A 19,250-nucleotide genomic window follows, 5' to 3' on the forward strand; every position below is an offset into this window, starting at 1 on the left:
CACCGATCAGATCCTCGGCATCTACACCGAGATGACCACCCTCGCCGGTGAGATCCACACGGGCCTGCACCGGGGTCGCCGTCTGACTGACGCGGAGAAGACCGCGCTGCTCGGGAAGGTCACCCGGCGCAGCGAGCTGGGCCAGCAGGCCGAGCAGCTGTACGTCAACGCGGTCTGCCGGGGCCACGACCTGCTCGGCGACGAACAGGTCGCGTTGGCGGAGAAGATCCTCGCCGCCGAGAGCGACGCGGCGTGGTCGGCGATCGCGCAGGCCCTGGGCCGCCCACAGGTGCCGGCGCTGAGCTAACTCCGCGCCGCGCCCCGCGCCGCTGACGCCCGCAGCGGATCTGCAGGGCGTCACCGGCGCGCGGTACACGCGTCCCCTCCCCGCCGTCCACCCACACGGAAACGGACCTGGCATGGCCGACGGCCCACCCGTCACCGACCGGACGCCCTTGAACACCAATGTCGCGCACACGGCGCGGATGTACGACTACTTCCTGGGCGGCAAGGACAACTTCCCCGCGGACCGGGACGCCGCCGAACAGGCTCTGGACAAGTTCCCGCACCTGCGCACCGCGGCCCGGCAGAACCGCTCCTTCCTCCACCGGGCGATCAGGTTCCTCGCCGCCGAAGCCGGCGTCGAGCAGTTTCTCGACATCGGTACCGGTATCCCGACCAGCCCGAACCTGCACGAGGTCGCACAGGAGATCAGACCAAACGCGCGCATCGTCTACACGGACAACGACCTGCTCGTCCTGGCGCACGCCCGCGCACTGCTCACCAGCACGCCCGAGGGACGCACCGCCTACGTGCACGGCGACCTGCGTGACGTCGAGGCGATCCTGTCCGCCCCCGAGATACCGGCCACGCTGGACCTCACCGCGCCGGTCGCGGTGTCCCTCATCGCGATCCTGCACTTCCTCGACGACTAGGACGACCCGTACGGCGTCGTCCCCCGGCTCATGGACCGGCTGCCCCCGGGTAGCCGTCTGATCATCAGTCACATCACCGCCGATTTCGATCCGGCGGTGGGCGACGCGGTCGAGGTCTACCGGGCGCGGGGAGTTACGGCGCGGGCGCGTAGCCGGGAGGAGATCGCACGCTTTTTCGACGGTCTCGATCTGGTCGAGCCCGGCATCCAACCGGTGCATCGCTGGCGCCCCGACCACGACACCGACGTCACGCTCGCCGACGCCGAGGTGAGCGTGTACGGCGCGGTCGCTATCAAACCGTGAGGTCCGGAGCGTGCGGCGTGAGCACGGCGGCTGGCGGGGGTGGGGCCGGTCGGATCGGCTACAGCCGGGGTGAGCTGCCGCTCGCATTGACGCGGACGGTGGTGCGCGCGGTGCGCAGGGCCCGGGTTGTCGTCGCGGAGGCGTGCCGCCGCGACGACAACCCCACGGTCCGGATGGAGCATGACGATCCGACCAGACAAGCGCTGTTGTGGGCGCCCGTGCCGGGGCGGCTCCGGCCTGAAACCCGACGGCGGATCGAGGTCCACGCGGACGGTCGCGCAGGTCGAGGAGATTCACCTGCGGCTGCGCGCCGCGGCGGAGGGCACGTCGGATGATTGACCTGCACAGCTACACGACCGCTTCCGGCGGGCAGATGCTGCCGCAGGAGCTGGTGGTCCCGCATCCCGGTCACGACACCCAGGCCCGGCGTGAGCTGCGTGAGCTGGCCGCGACACTCGGCCTACTCCCGATCGGGGGCAGCGGCTACCACGGGCACGGTGATCGGCTCGGCGCGGCGGCGACGTCGCTCGCCGTCTACAAGCGGCTCGTCGCCCAGGCCCACGGCGACACGCCGATCCGCCGATGAGCCGCGCCTGTGACCTGCTGTCCTGCGCGTTGCCGTGGCGGCGGCAGTGGCGTGCGCAGGACCTGCGGAACCTGGATCCGGAGGTGCGCCGAGGGGTGCAGGAGGGATGGGGATTCGTCGCCGTGGCGGTGGCCTTCGCTCTGCTCCTCACCGTCCTCGTGATCCTCCGGTGATGGGGGGTGAGCCCGCTCCGTCCGCCGTCCCTGCGGACGGAGCGACCCCCGTCTCAGACCACGAAAGGCACGTGGCCCGTGCGGAGGAACGCGCGCAGATCGGCCGCCTCGCGCAGGCGGTCAGAACGACGTTCGACGCCGCGCACATCGACCTGGACGTGGCGCGGTGCGCGGCGTTTCGGGGGCGCACCGCGCGGGCTGGCCACATCGACGGCGCGTATCGCGCCGCCCTGGCGCGGGCGGCACAGCAGTGTGCGGGCCCGGCTGGCGGCGGGACGGAAGGTGGGAGATGACGACGAAGACGATGGCGCTCACGGGGCTGCTGTGCTTCGGGACGGCCCTGCTGTGGAGCGCCTACTACACGCTGGTGCGCTGGTGTGCCCGGGTGGGCATGGGGCGGGAGGCCGCGCTGCACGTGGCCGTCGGCGGCGCATCCTCCGTCGTCCTGGTCAGCCTGCTGATGCGTGCCTTGTGGTGAGGATCTACGCGCTGGACATCGGTGCCTCCGCCGTCAAACGGGCGATCGTGGAGACAGGACCGCCGGTCACGATCGTCACGCCGCTGACGGCGCTGCGCCTACCGCCCACGCCCACCGTCGACGCGGTGCGAGACCGGCTCCTCACCGCGCTGACCGAGCCCGGCGCCACCGACGGCATCAAGCGGATCGGGATCGCGACGACCGGCGCGGTCGACACCGACGGCACGGTGCTCCGCGCCGGTGCGATCCAGCGCTACACCCGCATCCACTGGCCCACCCTCCTGGCCATGTCTCTGCCCGCACTGCGCGGACGGATCCACGTCACCAACGACGGCCTGGCCGCGACCTGGGCGGAATACCACTGGCGCGGACTGACCGGCACCCACGTCCACATCACCCTCGGGTCGGGCATCGGGGGTGCAATCGCGACCGGCGGGCGGCTCGTCGGCACCTCGGGCGCGGGCCCGGCCGGGCTGGGACACATTCTGGTCCACCCCACCAGCACCGTGCGATGCTCCTGCACCCGCGTCGGATGCGTGGAAACCCTCGCCTCAGCAAGAGCGATCCGCCGCGCCTACCAATCCTCCCAGCGGGCGGTGTCCGCGCCGCACAGCTCCTCACCACCGCGCACCCCCACCCTGCTCGAGCTCACGCACCTGGCCCAGCACGGCGACGCTACGGCCCGGCGCGCGTTCGCCGCCGCCGGCTACTGGCTGGGAATCGCCGCCGCGAACCTGGTCAATATCCTCAACCCTGACTCGATCACCGTCGGCGGCGGACTCGCCCGAGCAGCCGCAACCGCCGCCGGTGACGGCGACGGCTACCTCGCCGCCGCGCAGCAGGCCATGCGGGACCACGYGGTCCCCCGCCTCGCCGCCCACGCAAGCCTCGACACCGCCGCCTACGGCGCCGACGCGGAACTGCTCGGCGCCGCGCTCCTCGCGGCCAGCCCTTAGYCGCCGCACCAGCACAGCACTCTCACCAACCAGGAGGTGTTCCGTGCCCGCAGGGATGGAAGCGTCCCGAGACTATGACGCCCGCCGCACGGTAATCATCGCAGTCACCGTCGGGGCGGCCGTCATGCTGCTCGTGCTCCTTCCACCCTGGTCGCCGGTATCACCGTGGCGATCAGCCACACGGCTGGGCGCCTGCCCGACCCTCACCCTCTACATTCCAGACGGTCGGTACAGCGCCTACGGGCAGGATCTGCGCCGGCGCACCGAAACCCGCTACCCCGGTACACGGGTGCATATCGACGCCGTCGACGGCACGGAGATCGTCAATCTTCTCGGCGTCGGCGACCCCTGCGCGGCGGCCATCAGCCCCCAGACCACCCTCACGGACACGCAAGACCACCTGCACCTCCTGCCGCCCGTCCCGCGCAACCGGACGGACCCTCCCGCCCGGCTGGTCAGCAGCACCTCCGCCGATCCCAGCCTGATTGCCTATCTCGCAAGCGGGCCATGACAAGCCGGCCCCGCCCGCCCCGGACCACCGCGCCCTTCTCCGCGGCACGAGGCCACCCCCACCCCATCCTCCTCACCCGCCATGGGAATGACACGTGATCGATGAACAACAAGCGAAGAAGATCGCCGAGAAACTGCTCGGACGCCCCGCCGACGACCCGGAGCAGCCGTGGCACCTCGAAGAATTCCCCCAGGGCTGGATCATCAACACGACCRCACACCTAACAGAGCTGTACGCCGGCGGGTTGCTTCAGGTCATCGAGAAAGAAAACGACCGCGTCATGCGCTTCCCATCCTTCGTCCCACCCCCCCGAATCCGCCACGACTACGAGAACATTCTCCGCAGGGGATTCCCGGAGGACATCGGTGATCTCGATGATTGACGAGGAGGCGGCAGGAGAAATCGCGACCTCCCTCCTCGGACGACCCAGCAGCGATCCGACGCAACCCTGGAATCTCATCGAATTCCCGCAAGGATGGATCATCAACGAGACCGGATACCTGGGGGAGACATTTGTCGGTGCACTGGGAAGGGTGATCGAGAAAAACTCCGGGCGAGTCGTCCGGTTCCCCTCACGGGTTCCTTCCGGCCGAATCCTGTCCGACTACGGGTCGGTCGTCACGATGGGAAGGACCGAAAAAAACGAGTCGTCGGGACGGTCCGACGGTGGCGCATCAGCCCAATGCCATGAATCATGACCGTGCCACGAACCAGCTCAACTCCCCGGCACACAACGTCAGAAGAAGAGCCGCGAGATCCAGCCCAACCATGTCCCCGCGGCGAAGCCGACCACCGCCACTATGATGGCGAGCGCCACTACAAGAGCCGCTGAGACCTCCCACGATTCCCACCGGCCGTCAAGGCGCTGGTTCCTCTTCATCTCCGCAGCTACTCCAATCCGAATTCCGGTGGCGTTTCGCCTCCACCCGGCGAGGGAGGCTGATTCGTGGTGACGCTGAGCGGGCTGTGGATGGCTGCCAGAGCGGCCAGCGTCGCGATCGGCTCGGTGCCCGTCACTTCCAGTCCGGGGACCGCTCGAACAATGTTGCCGAGGTCTTCTAAGCTGCGGTGCAGGGCTGACGTGAACGCCCCTGTCGGGGCGGCGAGGATGCCGCGTGAAGGATCACGGACGAGGGTGTGATCGGGCGCAGGGGCAGGTAGTTCTTCGTGGTGTGGTCGTTCCCAGATCTCACCGAAGAGGGGATCGCGGCGGGGCAGGCCTGATCCGCGGCGAAGCCGCGGGCCAGCCGGTCCCTTCTCGGCGAAYGCGTAGTTGTCCATGCTGACGAGAACCTCACCGGCCCGCAGAGGAAGTCCGGCGTCCTGACGAGCGGCCACCAGCGCGTCGATCGTCTGCCACATGGTGCCGGCCAGGGGCTCGATGTCCCGCGCGTGCAATCTGAGGGGAGGCTGRCTGAGGTTGTCCGGCTGTATCTCGTAGATCGGCCTGCCGTGATGGGGGAAGGCGCGCAGCACCGTTCCGTTCTCCAGGCCGGGGTGATCTATCGCTCGTATCCGGGCTCCGTAGCACAGGATCGGTTCTATGCCGCTGCTGGGCGATCGCAACGTGGGCATGACCGTGTCCGCCGCGAGGGCGACGAAGGAGGTGGGGTGGTGGCGGAGGGGATGCCCGGGCAGTCTGCTGATGTCCGGGCGGATTCCGTACCACAGCCCTCCTGACCCATCCTCGATCGTCTCCATGACGACGGCGGTGATTGCCGAGGGCCGGCCGTCATCGTCCAGCAGGGCGATTCGTGTCCCCGTCGGATAGGGCACGTGGGGTGGGGCAAGAATCCGTAACAGTCGCGGTCCGTGCGCCGCCAGGAGGTCCCGCTGCCGCGCGGTCAGACTTTCGGCCGTACGGCGGGCGACGGCCTGTTCGGCTACCCACCGGATGAGATCGTCGTCGTCCACGCCGAGGGCTGCGGCCACGGTGATATCGCCGGCCACGACGAGCGAGGAGTCGTGCCAGAACCGGAAGGACACCTGCTGTGCGTGGTCGTCGCGAACGGTGAGGTCGACGATGTCGATGYGGTAGTCGCTGTGTTCCCAGACTCGCGAGGGCGGGTTTTCGTAGAGGAGTCTGCCGTAGCTGGTGAACGTGCCGTCGGCGAGCAGGACGCTGCTGCCCCTCGTCGGCCTCCATTGCAGGAGCTGACTCCACGACGCCCGCATCGTCGCCGGAGAGTCCACCGCCGCGCTGCCGGCAGGGGCAGCAAGGAGGATCTGATATGCGTGCGCGGGAATGGCGAACCCGAGGCTCTCCTCGAGAGCCCACCGGGAGGCCGACGCGCGATGGATCGTGACGGGTTGTCCTGATTCCCGGGAAATCAGATGGAGCTCGGCGCCGATCAGCGGCGGGTCCGCCGCGTCGAGACGTGTCAACTCCCAGACGGCCTCTCCGACATGGATGACGACCGCCGGCGACAGCGGCGGTGCCGTCGACACCATGGCGATTCGCCCCTTTCCGCGAGCGGTGCCACGCCTGGATCCGCAGAGCCGCGCGTGCGGGCTTCGTCGGGACGTGTTCAGGTTCCGGTCATGGCGTGGTCGGTGTCGCAGAGGTCCCACTCCCACGGGGCGACGGCGTGGTCGACGATCGCGGACTGGTTGCCGATCTTCCACAGCGCCTGGAATGGTCGCAGGGCGCGCAGGAGCGTCGTTTCGGTGCTGGTGAGGCCGAGGTCGGCGAGCAGGCCGCGGATCTGTTCCGGGTTCTGGTGGAGGAAGACGCGCACGCTCGTGGTGGTGAGCAGTCCTTCGGCGATCTTCGCCGCGGCGGAGCCGTCGTCGACCTGGCTGCGCAGGTCGCTGAGCGCGTGGGTGATGAGGATGTTGGCGGCGCCCCACTGGCGGCCGAGTCGCCACTGGTCCTGCAGGAATCGGGTGATCGCGAGGTCTTCGAGGGCCATCCAGGCTTCGTCGACGATGGTGAGCATGTGCCGATCACGGCTGCCGTACATCGCGCCCTGCAGCCAGCCGGCGGCGGCGGTGAGCACCAGCCGGAGGGTGCGGCGCCGGGCCAGCAGCGCTGACAGGTCGAGGACGAGCCCGGGGACGTGGTCCCAGTCGAGGTCGACGCTGGTCGCGGTGTCGCAGATGCCGCGCAGGTCGTCCTCGGCGAGCAGGGCCACCGCGTCGAGGAGAGGCCGGCGGCGCTCCTCGAGTTCCTGCCGGGTGGTGTTGAGGTCGTCGGCGAGTCTGGCGGGCGGCTCGGCCAGCAGGCGGCGCAGGTCCGGCAGGGTCGGATCCAGGGTTGTTGTGGCGGTGAGAAGGCGCAGGGCTTCGTGGAGGATGCGCCGCTCGCCGGCTGGCAGGTCGGTGCGGGCCGTCGCGATGGCCACCAGGGTCGCGGCGACCCCGACGCGGTGAGCGAGCAGATCGTCGGCGTTCGCCTCGGCGCGGGCCGGTCCCAGGTCGAACGGGTTGACGCGGACCGTTCCGCCGTGGCGGAGTCTGAGCACGGCCCAACCGAGGGCTTCACCGAGGCGGGTCCACTCCCCTTTCGGGTCCAAGACCGCGGTGAACCGGGTTGGGGTGAGCACGCTCGATCGGTAGACGAGGGTCTTCGCGATCGCGCTCTTCCCGTAGGCACCGGCGCCGCAGATCATCATGTTGGGTCCCTGGACGAGGCCCTGCCGGTAGGCCTCGTGCAGGTCAAAGAAGAATCCGCCGCCGGCCAGCCGGTTGGCCCCGAGCAGGGCGCCGGTGACGCCAAGCCGGGCACCGATGCGTCCGGGATAGAGAACGCACAGGTGCGCCGTGGTCGCGAGGTCACGAGGAAGGGTCAGCGATCGTCTTGTCAGCGGCCCGGCGGACGTCCGTCGGTCGTCGGATGGCAGCGTCGTCACTCGTCCTCCGTGCTCACTGATGGTGGATGTGGGAGAAGCGGCGGTCACAGGAGGGCGTCGCGCAGGCCCTGGTGAGGTGCCCGTCCGCCGGGCAGGCTCGCGGCCCAGGCCCGGTCATGACGGCCGTGCAGGGCGCGCAGGTCGGTGATGCCGGTCTGGGCGGCGCGGTCCCTCAGATGTCGGCTCGCCTCGTCGAGTTCGTCGAGCGTCGGCGCGGCGACGTCGGCGAGGGCGAGGTAGCCGAACTCGGCGTGTCCGGAGTGCAGTTCGATCTCGCGCTGGTCGACGGCCGCCTGGGCGTTGGCGAGATGCGTCGGGACGCGGACGCCGTACCGCTCTCGGGTGGCGACGGCGGATTCGACCTGTACCGCGTCGGCGGTGATGCGCCGCCGGGACGCCCGCGAGGAGATCGGCTCGCACAGGACCGTCAGGGTGTGCAGGCCGTCCAGGTCGAACAGCAACGGGTCCAGCCATCCGGGTTGCACGGTCCCGGAGGGCCACTGCGTGACCCAGAACATCCGATGCCAGATGTCGTCCACGCGGACGGCATCCCACCGGGTGAGCAGGGACAGCGGGCCGGCGTGCACCCCGGCCAGCGAGCTGGCCAGGCCCGCGTGCTCGGCGAGGCCCCGCGGCCGTCCGGTCAGGCGGCCAGCCGCGGTCGGGTCGGCGCGCATCCGCAGTGCCTCGGCGATCTGGATCGGGGAGTCCGGGGAACCGACGAGGAGTCCCGCGGTCGCGCACTGGTCGAGAAGCGCCTCGGCGAGGTCGACCGCCGACGTCGCCGCGGCGGCGACGCGGGGTCTTCTCCGCACGTCCACGGTGAGCCAGAGCCGCAGGTCATGGTCGGACAGCGCGGGGCCGACCTGTGCCAGCAGGGCCTCATACTCCGCAGCCGCCTGGACCTGTTCCGGGGCGGCGGCCTTCTGGGCATCTCRCTCGGTGAGCCACCGCCGGTGTGCGGTGAGGGAGGCGGGTGCCGAGCATAGCGACCAGCCCAGACGCAGCAGCGAGCTGTCACGGGTGAGGTTGGCGAGTGCCGCCGCCCAGGCCTGCAGCCGCTGGTGCTGATCGGACGGGTCGAGCAGGACGATGTCCGTACCCCGGGCGGTGATCAGAACGCTCATGGTTCCCCTGCGCCGGTCCTGGACCAGACCGATGGGCGCGACCGAGCCCTCAGCGCCGGTCGCCACCGAGCGGGGCGCGGCGATGATGTCCAGCCCAGCCAGCACCGGCGGCACCAGCGCCGTGGAGGCGCCGGCACCACGGCCGCCGCTGTCGTCCGAGGTGCGGCGTGCCCGTGCCAGCGGTAGCGGTGCCGTCCACCGGTCGCGCCCGCTCGCCCGGCGAAGGAGATGACGGACGGCCAGGGGGATCATCTGATGTGCTGGCCCACCTGGCAACGGCAGCACCGCCATCAGGGCACAGGCCACGCCGATGAGCACCCCGGCGGTCACCGCTCCCGTCAGCAGCGGCACGACGAACAGCGCCGTCAGCCCGCTCAGCAGCAGGATCAGCGGGCCGAGTTGCAGGCCGAAGAACGTGCTGTTCTGACGGCGTCGCGCGAGCCGATACACGGGAGCCGAGGGCTCGCCGCTCATGACCTACCTCCCTGCGGACGAGGTGGACGACGTCGGCCAGGGCCTTCCGGCGGCGACGGCCCGCCGTTGCCCGGTCTCGGTGGCGCCGGGTCAGCCAGAGTCCGAGTTCCGGATCCGGGCGCCCGCCGCGGCGGCGTAGGACGACTGGCACGTGTGGGTGTGGGCACGTTCCGTGGCCCGCCCTCGGACGGCTCCCTGCCGGAGCGGCCTCCCAGCGGTTGCGTACCGCCGGGGCCCGAATCCCGCGCCGCCGAGGCCAGCTGGCGGGGCCTGCCGAGCCCACCGCCTCCAGGCGGCGCTGGTCGGCCGCCCGGTGTCGCTCCACGGCCGGCGGCCCGCGACAGGGTTCCCGCCAACGCCGAGCCGAAGTAGGCGGTCTGCATCGCCTGCATGCCCGCCCGGAAGGGCGCACGACCGAGACCCTGCGCGACCACCGCCTGCTCCATCGACGGGATCATCCGCCAGATGATCCACGGCATGAACGCAGCAACTCCCGCCACCGCCAGTCCCAGGAGAATGCCCGCCCAGTCGGTGCCGCTGGCCGGGCTCGGATGCCGGTCCGGCCCGGCCAGATCGATACCTACCCGCAGCGCGAGGAAGATGCCCGGCTTGATCAGAACGATGGCGATAGTCAGCTCCACCGCCTTGCGCGCTGCCGCGCGGCCAGACGCTGTCGTCATCGTCATGAACGACAGCGGGGCGACGGCGACCGCCACGTACGTCAGAGCCGTCTGCACCACCAGTTCGAGCGACATCACAATGATCGCGAACAGGACCAGCTGCTCCAGGAGCAGGACGGCGACGTTCGCCCCCGGCAACGCCGTATACGGCAGGATCGCGTCGGCAAGCTTGTCCGGCGTGAAGGTGCCGGGGGGCAGCATCCACTCGGCGAGAACATTGGACACCTTCAGTCCTTCGCCGACAGCCCACGGAAAGCCCACGATCGCGAGAGCGGCGACAACCACGTCACGCGGAAGACGCAGCAGCGCCTGGGTGGGCTCACCGGAGAGCATCGCCTGGATCACGCCGAGGCTGATACAGCCGATCAGACCGAGGCAGGCGAACGACGCGACGTCGTGATACGCCCCATGCGGACCGATGAACTCCTCCGCGGTGACGTCCGGGTTGGTCGACGCGTGTACCAGATTGGTCAGCATCGACCGGGCGGAGTCGTACAGGCTGGTACTCAGCCAGTTCACGACGGTCTGGACCGCCTCCGTGGTGAGGCCGGTGATGCCGCCGCTCACCTTGTCCCGCAGCCAGCCTCCCGGCGAGGGCAGGCTGAGCGCCGGCTGCGCCGTGAACGACGCCGGGACGACGGCGCCCGCCTGCCCAGCAGTGCTCGCTCCGGTCCATGCTCCGCCCGCGGAGTAGAGACTTGGCGCACGCCCGGCGGCCGGCTGGTGTGCGGGAAGTCCCATCTCCCAGCCGGGCGCGTGGATCAGTCCGGACTGCCCGCAGGGCGGCACCGACTCCGGCGCCACCGGTCGCGCCGGCGACCCCCGCAGCTGCGTCCACACGACAAGGAAGCCGCACACGACAAGGACCACCAGCGCCGCGATGCCGGCAAGCCGACGTCGCCATGATCGCCGCGTCTCGGCCGGGCTGAGCTCCTGCGCCTGCGATGCCGGCACTGGCGACCCCGCGGCTGCGGACCTTCGGCGGGTGGCGCGGTGGCGACCGCGTGTCATGCCGAGTGGACCGTAGCCGGCGCGATCAGCCAGGAGACCAGCTTTGCGCCAACGGAAATGACGAAGGCACCCCCGCCGCCACCCAGGATGTAGCCGCCGGCACGGCTACCCGACCCCATCGAACCGGTGACCCGCCCGACCCCCAGCATGCCGCCCCCGACCAGCACCGCACCCACGGAACTGACCAGCCCCAGCTGGGCAGTCGCGTCGAGGACACGTTGAATGACATGAACGCCGGGCATGCCGTTCCAGCCGGGGTGGACCTCGACGTCGTCCGTCCCGTTCGGGTCGGGCTCCGTGGCCGCGACGGCGGGCAGTGCCACCGCGGCGATGGACAGCAGACAGACCGTGCAGGTCACAGCGGCGCGGCGCAGCACCGCACCACCTCGCCAGCGTCTGAGCACACTCACCTGGGCCTCCCATCGATGCGACATCACAGCCCATGAAGTGCACGGCCGCCTCTCTGCGGAACATGCGATCCCCGGATCAGCCCGATCGCCACCTCCGCGGAGCCATGAGTCTCAACGCCGCGGACGTAATGACCTCCGCGTCCACAGGCGATTCCATTCCGTCGACGAACGGCCCGCATCACGCACGCTCCGCGTCAGAAACAGCGCAGCGGAACAGCGAAATCCGCCGCGTACACTGGTCTTCACACCACGCGGGAGGAGGGGAAATGGACTATCCCGAAGGCGGAGAAGTCGACTATTTCAACCGCAGGTGTCATACGCCTGAAGGGGCCGCTCTGCGCGCCCACGAGCAGGACATCGTCGATCTCGTCACCATGCATGTCAGGAGGATTCGGGAGGCGTTCCTGGCCGCATCCCCGTGGGTGGTCGTTCTCGACGTCACCACCGCCGCGGACGAGCAGGGAGGCACGACTCTGCGCGTACGCACGGCGAACGATTTCTTCGGCTACCCATTCCTCGGCCCCGACTCGCCTCTCTTCCAGGGCGCCGCGCAGCTGGTGGCCCCCGACCTGGCAGCCATCTACCGGCTCACGCCGGCCGACCGCTGGGCCTACCCCCGCCACGTCGACGTCTACAACCATCGGTCCTGGCACGATTTCCACTGAGGCGCGCCGCATGGGCCGCGCCGCAGTCGAGCTCCGGCCAGCCGACGCTACAGATCAATAGCGAAATCCTCGAAGGGTGGCGGTGGCGCTTCCACCTCGGGCGCTGCCAACACGGACAGATCCTGCGGGACGGCCCCCTCAGGAACGAGACGCGCGAGCGCGTCGCTCAACCCGCTTCCTCGGGTCGCCACGAAGTCTCTCTGCTGCTGTGTGAACGATACCGAGTCCCACTCTCCCGCTGGACCAGCGATGACGGTCCGCAACGCGTCGATCGAGGCGGGACTCACGCCAGCCGGGATCGTGACGTCGTCGCCGGCGAAGATGACGGCTCCCTCCTGCAGGATGCGGTAGGTCAGCCGGGATCCTCCTCCAGGCCGCAACGTCGTCGACCTGGACCCGATGATTTCGACCTGTACGTCCCGATCGCGCCAGAGCGCCAGCTCGTCACCGAACAGATCCCCGTAGGCCAGCGGTTCCCGGCTGTGTAGGAAGACCTCGCTTGCCGCGTGGGGTCGCAGCTCCGCCCTCTCCCGGATCTTCGCCATGCTGACGTGCTCACCCTTGATCGAGAAGTACGGCTCGCCGGGGATACGGCGTAGCACGTCGTGCACCTRCTCCGGCAACGGGAAGCCGACTCGCTCCTCGATGATCCTGCCCACGGCGAGGTCCTGCGCGACCGCCCGACCGGACTGCGCGGCAACCAGTTCGGCGACCACATCGCGTCGCTGACCCACGCGCCGCACCGACGTGAACCTCCACTCGCCGCCTGGCACCGCGATCCTGACCGGCCACAGATCAGCCCCCGCACCGCCACCTGCCGTTCGTGGGGCGACCGTGCCGGGCCCCGCTGCCGGGACCGACGTCTGCTGACTCTCGGACATCGCCATCGCGCTCCTTCCACCGACGGTTGCCATCGCTCGGTGAAGCGCAGCGGCCGACGTTCGCGGAAGTCCGATCACTCGCGTGGCCCCGGAAATGTCCCTCGCGACAGGTCCGGTCCCACCCGCGCACCTGGCTGGCTCGGTTTCCGGCACGTCCCCGTCAGGCGCTTCACCAGCTGGCAGAGAACGTCCAGGCGCGAGCGGCGGAATGGGGCGGTGGTGGGCATTGATCGCCACGGTCAAGGTGCTGGGCCTGTCCGCCCGGGGCCGATCCACCGTCGCTGCGGCGGCCCGTCGGGTCGTCGAGTACGTCGAGGGACGCGATCCCACGAAGAAGCCAGCGTCGGCCACCGCTGCCTACTACGCCGAGGGCACGTCGGCGCCGGGACGCGCGCGCGGACAGGGTGCCGCGCTCGTCGGCCTGGGCGCGGCGGGCGATCCGGTGACGGCCGAGCAGCTGGCGCGGCTGCTCACCGGTGCGCACGCACACACCGGCCGCCTGCTGCTGTCCGCATCGGGCTCCGCGGGACGCCTCACCCGCAGGCGACAGCACCTGCCGCCCGGACGCGACAGCTTCACCCTCCCGCAGGCGGCACGCATCGCCGGAGTCGACGTGTCCTACCTTCGTCGTCTCGCCCGCGCCTCCGCTAGCACCCCGGCACCGCCGCCGGCGTCAGGTGACCGGCGCACCCCCGCGGCGCTCGCCGCGACGCGCGACCCGGACACCGGAYGGTGGACGGTCAGCCGGCAGGAACTGCTCCGGTTCCTCCGCCACCGCCAACCCCCGGCCGTCGTCATCGGCTACGACGTCGTCTGCAGCGTCCCGAAGGRCATCAGCGTCGCGCACACGTTCGGCGACGACGAGCTGCGCGCCGACATCGTCGCCTCGGTCAACGTCGGCGTCGACGCCGTCGTCGACTACCTCGAGCGCTACGCGGTCCGAGGCATGATCGACGGTCGGAACCGGGCCGGCCTGGGCCTGTCCGCCGCCTCCTACCAGCACGACGTCAGTCGGGCCGACGAGGCGCATCTTCACGTCCACACCATCGTCGCGAACGCCGTCGCGGTCCCGCTGGTCGACGAGGACGGCCAGCCGGTACGCGACCGTGACGGCACGGCAGTCGTGCAGTGGCGGGCCCTCGACGGCGAACTGTTCCTGCAGCATGTGCGCACCGCCGGTTTCGTCGGGGCCGCCGCGATGCGCCACGAGCTGACCCGGCGCCGCGGCGTCGCCTGGGGCCCCGTTCGCAACGGACTCGCCGACCTCGACGTCCTCCCGCCGTCGCTACTGGCCGCGTTCTCCACCCGCCACGGCCAGGTCCACGAGGAGTTCGCGGAACTCGTCGCCGCCGGCCTGTTCCCCGACTCACGCACCGAGGCCGCCGCGCAGCGCCGCTCCCGCGCGTCCAAGAAGGTCCGCGCCGACGCCGAGATCCGCACCCACCAGCAGCGCATCCTCACCGACGCCGGATGGACACCGGCGCAGGTACGCGCGCTCCTGCCGTCCCGCCCGCACCCCCCGGCGGCGCCCACCGACGACGAGATCGACGCCCTCGTCGAAACGATGGTCGGCCCCACCGGGCTCACCGCGAACAGCGCGGTGTTCACCCGCCGCGACGTCTACCAGGCCGTCGCGTCCTGGGCGGTGGACCGGCTCGACAGCGCCGCGATCAGCCGCGTCGTCGACCGGGCCATGACAGACCCGCGGATCATCCTGGTCGAGGAGCTCGACCAGCGCCGACGCCGCACCGAGCAGTACTACACCGCCGAGGAGCTACTCCACGTCGAGGACCGCCTCCTCGCCCTGCACCGCCAAGGCCAGGTCGCCCACGGCGGACCACCCCGCCCTCTGCTGCCCCCCGACGCGGTCCCGGCCGCACTCGCCGCCGCCCAGCCAGCGGAAGGTAGCGGCGGCATCCGTCTCAGCGGCGAGCAGGAAACGCTTCTGCGTGACCTCCTCTCCAGTACGGACCTGATGCGGCCGGTGATCGGCCCCGCCGGCTCCGGCAAGACCACCGTCATGCGGGTCCTCACCCGCATCCTCACCGCCCACGGCTACACCGTGCTCGGCGCCGCCCACGGCGGACGCCAAGCCGAGCAGCTCGGCGCGGCCCTCGACCAGACCAGCCGCGTCGTCACCGGCTGGCTCACCCTGCTCGACAACGCCGACGACCCGACCACCCACTGGCCGGCGGGCCACACCGTCCTCATCGTCGACGAGGCCACGCAGGTAAGCACCCGCGACGCCGAACGGCTCGCCCGCCACGCGACCCGCACCGGCACCGTCCTGATCCTCGTCGGTGACCCCGCCCAGCTCGGCTCCGTCGGCGCCGGCGGCTGGTTCACCCACCTCGTCAACCACCAGCCCACCCCGGCGCTCACCACCGTGCGCCGCCAGCAGGGCCCCGCGATGCGCACCGTCCGCGCCGCCCTCGACGGCCTACGCTCCGCCGTCCCCGCCCGCACCATGACCGCCCTCACCCGCCTCGCCGACGACGGCCACATCCGCCTGTTCGACGACCGCGAAGCCCTGCTCACCGCCGCCGCCTCCGACTGGTACACCGAACGCGCCGCCGGCGACGCGGCGCCGATGATGGCCGAGCACCAACGCGACGTCGACGCCCTCACCGTCACTGCCCGCGCCCTGCTCCAGGCCGACGGCACCCTGCGCGGAGCGGTACTCACCGCCGCCGGACGCGACTTCCAGGTCGGCGACGAGGTCATCACCCTCACCCAGACCGGCCACACCCTCATCCCCGACGGCGGCAACCGACGGGACTACATCCGCACCGGCACGACCGGCCACGTCACCGCCCTCCACGCCGACCCGACGCGGCCCGACAGCCAGCATCTGCAGGTGCACTTCCCCGGGCGCGGAACCGTTCGCGTCGGCTGGGACTACCTCACCCACGCCTTCCCCGACGGCCGCGACGGCGGACTCGCCCACGCCTATGCCCTCACCGCCCACAAGGCCCAAGGCTCCACCATGCGCACCGCGCGCCCCCTGATCGCCGACGACACCTCCCGCGCCGGCCTCTACGTCATGCTCTCCCGCGCCCAGCACGACCTACGCGCCTACCTGATCCGCCGCCACGACCTCGAAACCGGCCTCGACGACGAGGACTGGCTGCCCGTCCTCGTCGACGCCGACGCCACCACCCGCCTCGCCGCCCGCCTGCGCGCCTCCCGCGACGAACGACTCGCCGGYGACATCGACCCACACGCCCGCACCGCACATCACCTCGCCACCACCCACAGCCTGCCCGCACTGGCCCGCCTGCGCCGCACCCGCACGCCCGGCTCTCCCCCACCAGGAATCGTCCGCCGCGCCGAACTCGCCGCCGAAACCGCGCTCACCGCCCACGCCCTCGCCACACCCGCACCGGCGCTCATCGCCCGGATCGGCCCGCGGCCCGCGCACGGACCCCACCGCGACCAGTGGGACCAGGCCGTCACCGCCCTCGCTCTCTACCGCGCGCACGTACCCGACGCGCCCGTCGACGACCCCGGCCCGCCACCGGAACCCGACGACGCTCCCCCCGACCCCTGGACCGCGCTCCGCCGCGAGGCCCAGCAGCTCGCCCTGGCGTGGATCGCCAGACTCCAGCCGACAGCCCGCGACCGCTTCACGATCGGCACCCGCACCGTGCCCCGCGAACGCGCACTCGCCGGCATCCACGCGCTGCTGGACACCGGCTGGGACGCCCCGCAGCTCCTCGCCCGCCTCACCGCCGAGCCCCGCAGCTCCGTACGGGACGCGGCCGCCGTCCTCGACCATCGCGTCACCGCGCTCTGCCACGAACTCGCCCTCGACCCGACCCTCTACCAGCTCCCCCCACCACGCGCCCTGCCCGAGCTGTGGCAGACCGCCGCCACCCGCCTCGACACTGCCGAGATCGCCCACCTCGCCACCCAGCCACCCGCCAACCTCGCCAGCGAACTCGCCACCCTCACCAGCGATCAACCCGCACGCTTAGAACAGCACGATCGCGCGCGCCGCCTCGACAGCGCGCTCACCCACCAGACCGACACCGCAATGATCCACGTGCGGCAGAACCCCGCCCGCTACCTCACCGATCTCCTCGGCCCCGTTCCGCCCACCGCCGGCCAGGCCCACAGCTGGTACACCCGCGCCCGCCGCATCGAGGACTACCGCCACCGCATCCTCGGCCTTCCCTACGGCCAGCCCGCAGCACCCGACGCGGACCGCCCCTCACACCGGGCCCTCGGCGAACCACCCCAACACCCCGGCCCCCGCGACCTCTACGCGCAACTGATCACGGCGGCCGACACGCTCGACCTGCGGTTCTGACGCCGGCGACTGCCGACGTCAGGCCTCTTCGGCCGGGCACGCGGCGGTTCCTCCAACCAGGGAGTTCCGTTGATCATGCGCGCCGCGCTTCATGACATGACCACCCCACCGCCATCCTGCCTGGCGTCAGACGATCAGAAAGGGAAGGCACGCTGCGCATATGCCACCCAGCAGATCAACACTTTGAGCTGCCAGACGACTCCGTAACGCGCTGTTCACATACGGCAAATTGCGGCCAAAGACCGTCCGTGCTCCCCTTGACACCCACTCACATCCGGGCGAGGTTGGAGGTACACGGGGGTAAACAGAGGCTATCGGCCACATACGCATGGATGAGAGGCCATCGTGCCCAAGTCGCGATCATCGCGCCACCCGTCACCCGGAGGCGAGCTCGCCCGAGCCAGCACGCCTCGTCGGTCGGGACGGGCTGCCGTCGGATCCAAGCATCTCGATGCTCGCCGCCTCGCCGCCGGCCTCTCGCTCACCATCACCGTCGTCCTCGCGGCCGGCTGCTCCGACAACGCGTCTCCCCGGCCTCTCACCACCACCACACCAAGCGCCTCGCCGTCACCGAGCCCGACCGCCGACGCCGCCAAGGAAGTCCGCGCCGCAACGGCGGCCTACGAGCAGGCCTACCTCGCCGCGGTCGCGGACCCCAAGAACAGCGTCAAGAGCCAGACGCTTCTGGCGATGTACACAGATGACTCGCCGGAGCGCGCCGGAATGGCGCATTTCCTTCAGGCGTTCACCGCGAACGGCTGGGCCGGGCGTCCGGGTCCACGCAGCCATCAGGATATCGAACAGATCAGGCTTGTCGCGCCGGCCGCGCACGGCAAAGCCGAGACGACTACCTGCACGTACGACGACGGCACGGTCGTCGACGCCGTCAACCGTGCCCCTGATGGCAGCCAGATCATCGTCAACGACGACAAGCAAAGCGCGCGGACGCGGTGGACCTGGGTATCGATCTCAGGAACATGGAAGATCCAGGATGCTACGACCATCACCACGTGGCACGGGGAAGACCGATGYGCGCCTCGATAGCGCGGGCAGTCCTCGTCGGAACGATCACGGGGTTCCTGTCCGCGGCGGTGTGCGTTCCGGCGCAGGCGGCCATTGGCAATGGCACCGAGCGGAGTGCCGCGGGAAAGGTTGATCCCACGTTGTCGCAGATCGAATCACTCGCTCAGGTACGAGTGCCCGCCGTGAAACCACGCAGTGGCGGCGGGGCACCGGATCCGTGCTCCTGGCAGCCTGGGGCATTGTATTCGTATCTGCAGCGCCTTGACCAACCAAGCGAACGGGTCGATGCCGACGGTGTGAAGGCCACCCTGTACGCGCGGGTCTGCGGGCCGACGGACATCACCTACTACTGGATACGGGCGACGCCGACCGCACAGCAGGTCGCCGCCCTGGCGATGGATGACGCCCGGCAGCGGATCCCCGTCCCTGACGGGGTCTTCACGCCGGATCTGCGGACGGGCCGGYGGGTCATCGTCCACGCGCCGCTGACCTTCACCGTCCGGTCCTGGGCGCCCGTGACGGCCACCGCGTCGGTCGGCGGTGTCACCGCGACGGTCACCGCGACGCCGCGGGTTCTGCGGTTCGATCCGGGAGACGGATCGCCCTCGGTCACCTGCGACGCGATCATCGGCAGAACCGCCCAGCCGGCCGAAGGCTGCAGGTATTCCTATCAGAATGCCTCCTCGGTCGCACCGAACGGAACATCCTGGCCGGCGCGCCTACAGATGACATGGGCCGTCGATTGGACCGCTTCCACCGGCGATGGCGGCACCCTTCCCGACGTCACCACCGCCTCCGCCTATGCGGTGACCGTCGGCGAGATCCAGGCCGTGGAACAAGCGCAGTAGTCCAGACCCTCGACCGCGAGCAGAGT

20 protein-coding genes and 1 pseudogene are annotated in these 19,250 nt (G+C 70.6%); 15 read left to right on the top strand and 6 right to left on the bottom strand.

Translation table 11 applies throughout. From position 1 onward, the window contains the following. From KBI5_RS26220 to KBI5_RS08635, 11 genes and pseudogenes are all read left to right on the top strand, one after another. Positions 1 to 307: hypothetical protein (locus KBI5_RS26220; protein WP_157902466.1), on the top strand; the 307-nt coding region annotated here is incomplete at its 5' end. A 112-nt stretch (positions 308 to 419) separates the two neighbouring features. Then, positions 420 to 1,238, top strand: a pseudogene (locus KBI5_RS08610) (SAM-dependent methyltransferase). A 180-nt stretch (positions 1,239 to 1,418) separates the two neighbouring features. After that, positions 1,419 to 1,577 carry a hypothetical protein gene (locus tag KBI5_RS27310; protein WP_206745249.1) on the top strand — a complete coding sequence of 53 codons (159 nt, stop codon included), beginning with the start codon at positions 1,419 to 1,421 and terminating at the stop codon, positions 1,575 to 1,577. Continuing rightward, on the top strand, positions 1,570 to 1,824 hold the full coding sequence (locus KBI5_RS08615) for a hypothetical protein (protein ID WP_085014925.1): 255 nt from the start codon (positions 1,570 to 1,572) through the stop codon (positions 1,822 to 1,824). The genes KBI5_RS27310 and KBI5_RS08615 overlap by 8 nt, the downstream gene beginning before the upstream one ends. Beyond that, positions 1,821 to 1,997 (top strand): hypothetical protein, encoded by a 177-nt coding sequence (locus tag KBI5_RS26230; RefSeq protein WP_157902465.1) that lies wholly within the window; start codon positions 1,821 to 1,823, stop codon positions 1,995 to 1,997. Before KBI5_RS08615 ends, KBI5_RS26230 begins: the two co-directional genes overlap by 4 nt. 71 nt (positions 1,998 to 2,068) lie before the next feature. Further along, positions 2,069 to 2,290 (top strand): hypothetical protein, encoded by a 222-nt coding sequence (locus KBI5_RS25155; RefSeq protein WP_133056977.1) that lies wholly within the window; start codon positions 2,069 to 2,071, stop codon positions 2,288 to 2,290. After that, positions 2,287 to 2,475, top strand: a complete 189-nt coding sequence (locus KBI5_RS26235) for a hypothetical protein (RefSeq protein ID WP_157902467.1) — start codon at positions 2,287 to 2,289, stop codon at positions 2,473 to 2,475. Before KBI5_RS25155 ends, KBI5_RS26235 begins: the two co-directional genes overlap by 4 nt. Continuing rightward, positions 2,469 to 3,431 carry an ROK family protein gene (locus tag KBI5_RS08620; protein WP_198537596.1) on the top strand — a complete coding sequence of 321 codons (963 nt, stop codon included), beginning with the start codon at positions 2,469 to 2,471 and terminating at the stop codon, positions 3,429 to 3,431. The genes KBI5_RS26235 and KBI5_RS08620 overlap by 7 nt, the downstream gene beginning before the upstream one ends. 43 nt (positions 3,432 to 3,474) lie before the next feature. Next, positions 3,475 to 3,942 carry a hypothetical protein gene (locus KBI5_RS08625; RefSeq protein ID WP_133056979.1) on the top strand — a complete coding sequence of 156 codons (468 nt, stop codon included), beginning with the start codon at positions 3,475 to 3,477 and terminating at the stop codon, positions 3,940 to 3,942. A gap of 94 nt (positions 3,943 to 4,036) precedes the next feature. After that, positions 4,037 to 4,324 carry a hypothetical protein gene (locus tag KBI5_RS08630; protein WP_085014928.1) on the top strand — a complete coding sequence of 96 codons (288 nt, stop codon included), beginning with the start codon at positions 4,037 to 4,039 and terminating at the stop codon, positions 4,322 to 4,324. After that, entirely contained in the window at positions 4,317 to 4,640 is a 324-nt protein-coding gene (locus KBI5_RS08635) for a hypothetical protein (protein ID WP_241882760.1), read from the top strand. The genes KBI5_RS08630 and KBI5_RS08635 overlap by 8 nt, the downstream gene beginning before the upstream one ends. Positions 4,641 to 4,830: 190 nt before the next feature. On the opposite strand, the gene KBI5_RS08640 is transcribed toward KBI5_RS08635, so the two are convergent. The 5 genes from KBI5_RS08640 to KBI5_RS08660 form a co-directional block, all read right to left on the bottom strand. Further along, the gene (locus tag KBI5_RS08640) at positions 4,831 to 6,393 is read right to left on the bottom strand and encodes a hypothetical protein (RefSeq protein WP_085014929.1); all 1,563 of its coding nucleotides are present in this window, start codon (positions 6,391 to 6,393) and stop codon (positions 4,831 to 4,833) included. A 77-nt stretch (positions 6,394 to 6,470) separates the two neighbouring features. Next, positions 6,471 to 7,793 carry an ATP-binding protein gene (locus KBI5_RS08645; protein ID WP_085014930.1) on the bottom strand — a complete coding sequence of 441 codons (1,323 nt, stop codon included), beginning with the start codon at positions 7,791 to 7,793 and terminating at the stop codon, positions 6,471 to 6,473. A 44-nt stretch (positions 7,794 to 7,837) separates the two neighbouring features. Beyond that, the gene (locus KBI5_RS08650) at positions 7,838 to 9,394 is read right to left on the bottom strand and encodes an SCO6880 family protein (protein ID WP_085014931.1); all 1,557 of its coding nucleotides are present in this window, start codon (positions 9,392 to 9,394) and stop codon (positions 7,838 to 7,840) included. Then, entirely contained in the window at positions 9,391 to 11,028 is a 1,638-nt protein-coding gene (locus KBI5_RS08655; protein ID WP_085014932.1) for a hypothetical protein, read from the bottom strand. Before KBI5_RS08655 ends, KBI5_RS08650 begins: the two co-directional genes overlap by 4 nt. A 53-nt stretch (positions 11,029 to 11,081) precedes the next feature. After that, positions 11,082 to 11,495, bottom strand: a complete 414-nt coding sequence (locus KBI5_RS08660; protein WP_133056980.1) for a hypothetical protein — start codon at positions 11,493 to 11,495, stop codon at positions 11,082 to 11,084. A 266-nt stretch (positions 11,496 to 11,761) separates the two neighbouring features. Between KBI5_RS08660 and KBI5_RS08665 the strand changes: the two genes are divergently transcribed. After that, positions 11,762 to 12,160, top strand: a complete 399-nt coding sequence (locus KBI5_RS08665; protein WP_085014934.1) for a hypothetical protein — start codon at positions 11,762 to 11,764, stop codon at positions 12,158 to 12,160. A gap of 47 nt (positions 12,161 to 12,207) precedes the next feature. Here KBI5_RS08665 and KBI5_RS08670 read toward each other — a convergent pair whose 3' ends face one another. Beyond that, positions 12,208 to 12,903 carry a hypothetical protein gene (locus tag KBI5_RS08670; RefSeq protein WP_085014935.1) on the bottom strand — a complete coding sequence of 232 codons (696 nt, stop codon included), beginning with the start codon at positions 12,901 to 12,903 and terminating at the stop codon, positions 12,208 to 12,210. Positions 12,904 to 13,267: 364 nt separating this feature from the next. Between KBI5_RS08670 and mobF the strand changes: the two genes are divergently transcribed. The 3 genes from mobF (at position 13,268) to KBI5_RS08685 (ending at position 19,224) form a co-directional block, all read left to right on the top strand. Then, a complete protein-coding gene (gene mobF, locus KBI5_RS08675; protein WP_241882755.1) occupies positions 13,268 to 17,353 on the top strand; it encodes a MobF family relaxase in 4,086 nt (1,361 codons plus the stop codon). A gap of 345 nt (positions 17,354 to 17,698) precedes the next feature. Next, entirely contained in the window at positions 17,699 to 18,397 is a 699-nt protein-coding gene (locus tag KBI5_RS08680) for a hypothetical protein (protein WP_085014937.1), read from the top strand. A 275-nt stretch (positions 18,398 to 18,672) separates the two neighbouring features. Beyond that, entirely contained in the window at positions 18,673 to 19,224 is a 552-nt protein-coding gene (locus KBI5_RS08685) for a hypothetical protein (RefSeq protein WP_133056981.1), read from the top strand. Positions 19,225 to 19,250 lie beyond the last annotated feature (26 nt).

This window comes from Frankia sp. KB5 (genome assembly GCF_002099325.1).
GTDB lineage: Bacteria > Actinomycetota > Actinomycetes > Frankiales > Frankiaceae > Frankia > Frankia casuarinae.

Excerpts from the sequence above, each read along its gene's own strand:
- KBI5_RS27310 (WP_206745249.1), top strand. The coding sequence starts at position 1,419 with ATGACGATCCGACCAGACAAGCGCTGTTGTGGGCGCCCGTGCCGGGGC.
- KBI5_RS08615 (WP_085014925.1), top strand. The coding sequence starts at position 1,570 with ATGATTGACCTGCACAGCTACACGACCGCTTCCGGCGGGCAGATGCTG.
- KBI5_RS26235 (WP_157902467.1), top strand. The coding sequence starts at position 2,287 with ATGACGACGAAGACGATGGCGCTCACGGGGCTGCTGTGCTTCGGGACG.
- KBI5_RS26230 (WP_157902465.1), top strand. The coding sequence starts at position 1,821 with ATGAGCCGCGCCTGTGACCTGCTGTCCTGCGCGTTGCCGTGGCGGCGG.
- KBI5_RS08665 (WP_085014934.1), top strand. The coding sequence starts at position 11,762 with ATGGACTATCCCGAAGGCGGAGAAGTCGACTATTTCAACCGCAGGTGT.
- KBI5_RS08635 (WP_241882760.1), top strand. The coding sequence starts at position 4,317 with ATGATTGACGAGGAGGCGGCAGGAGAAATCGCGACCTCCCTCCTCGGA.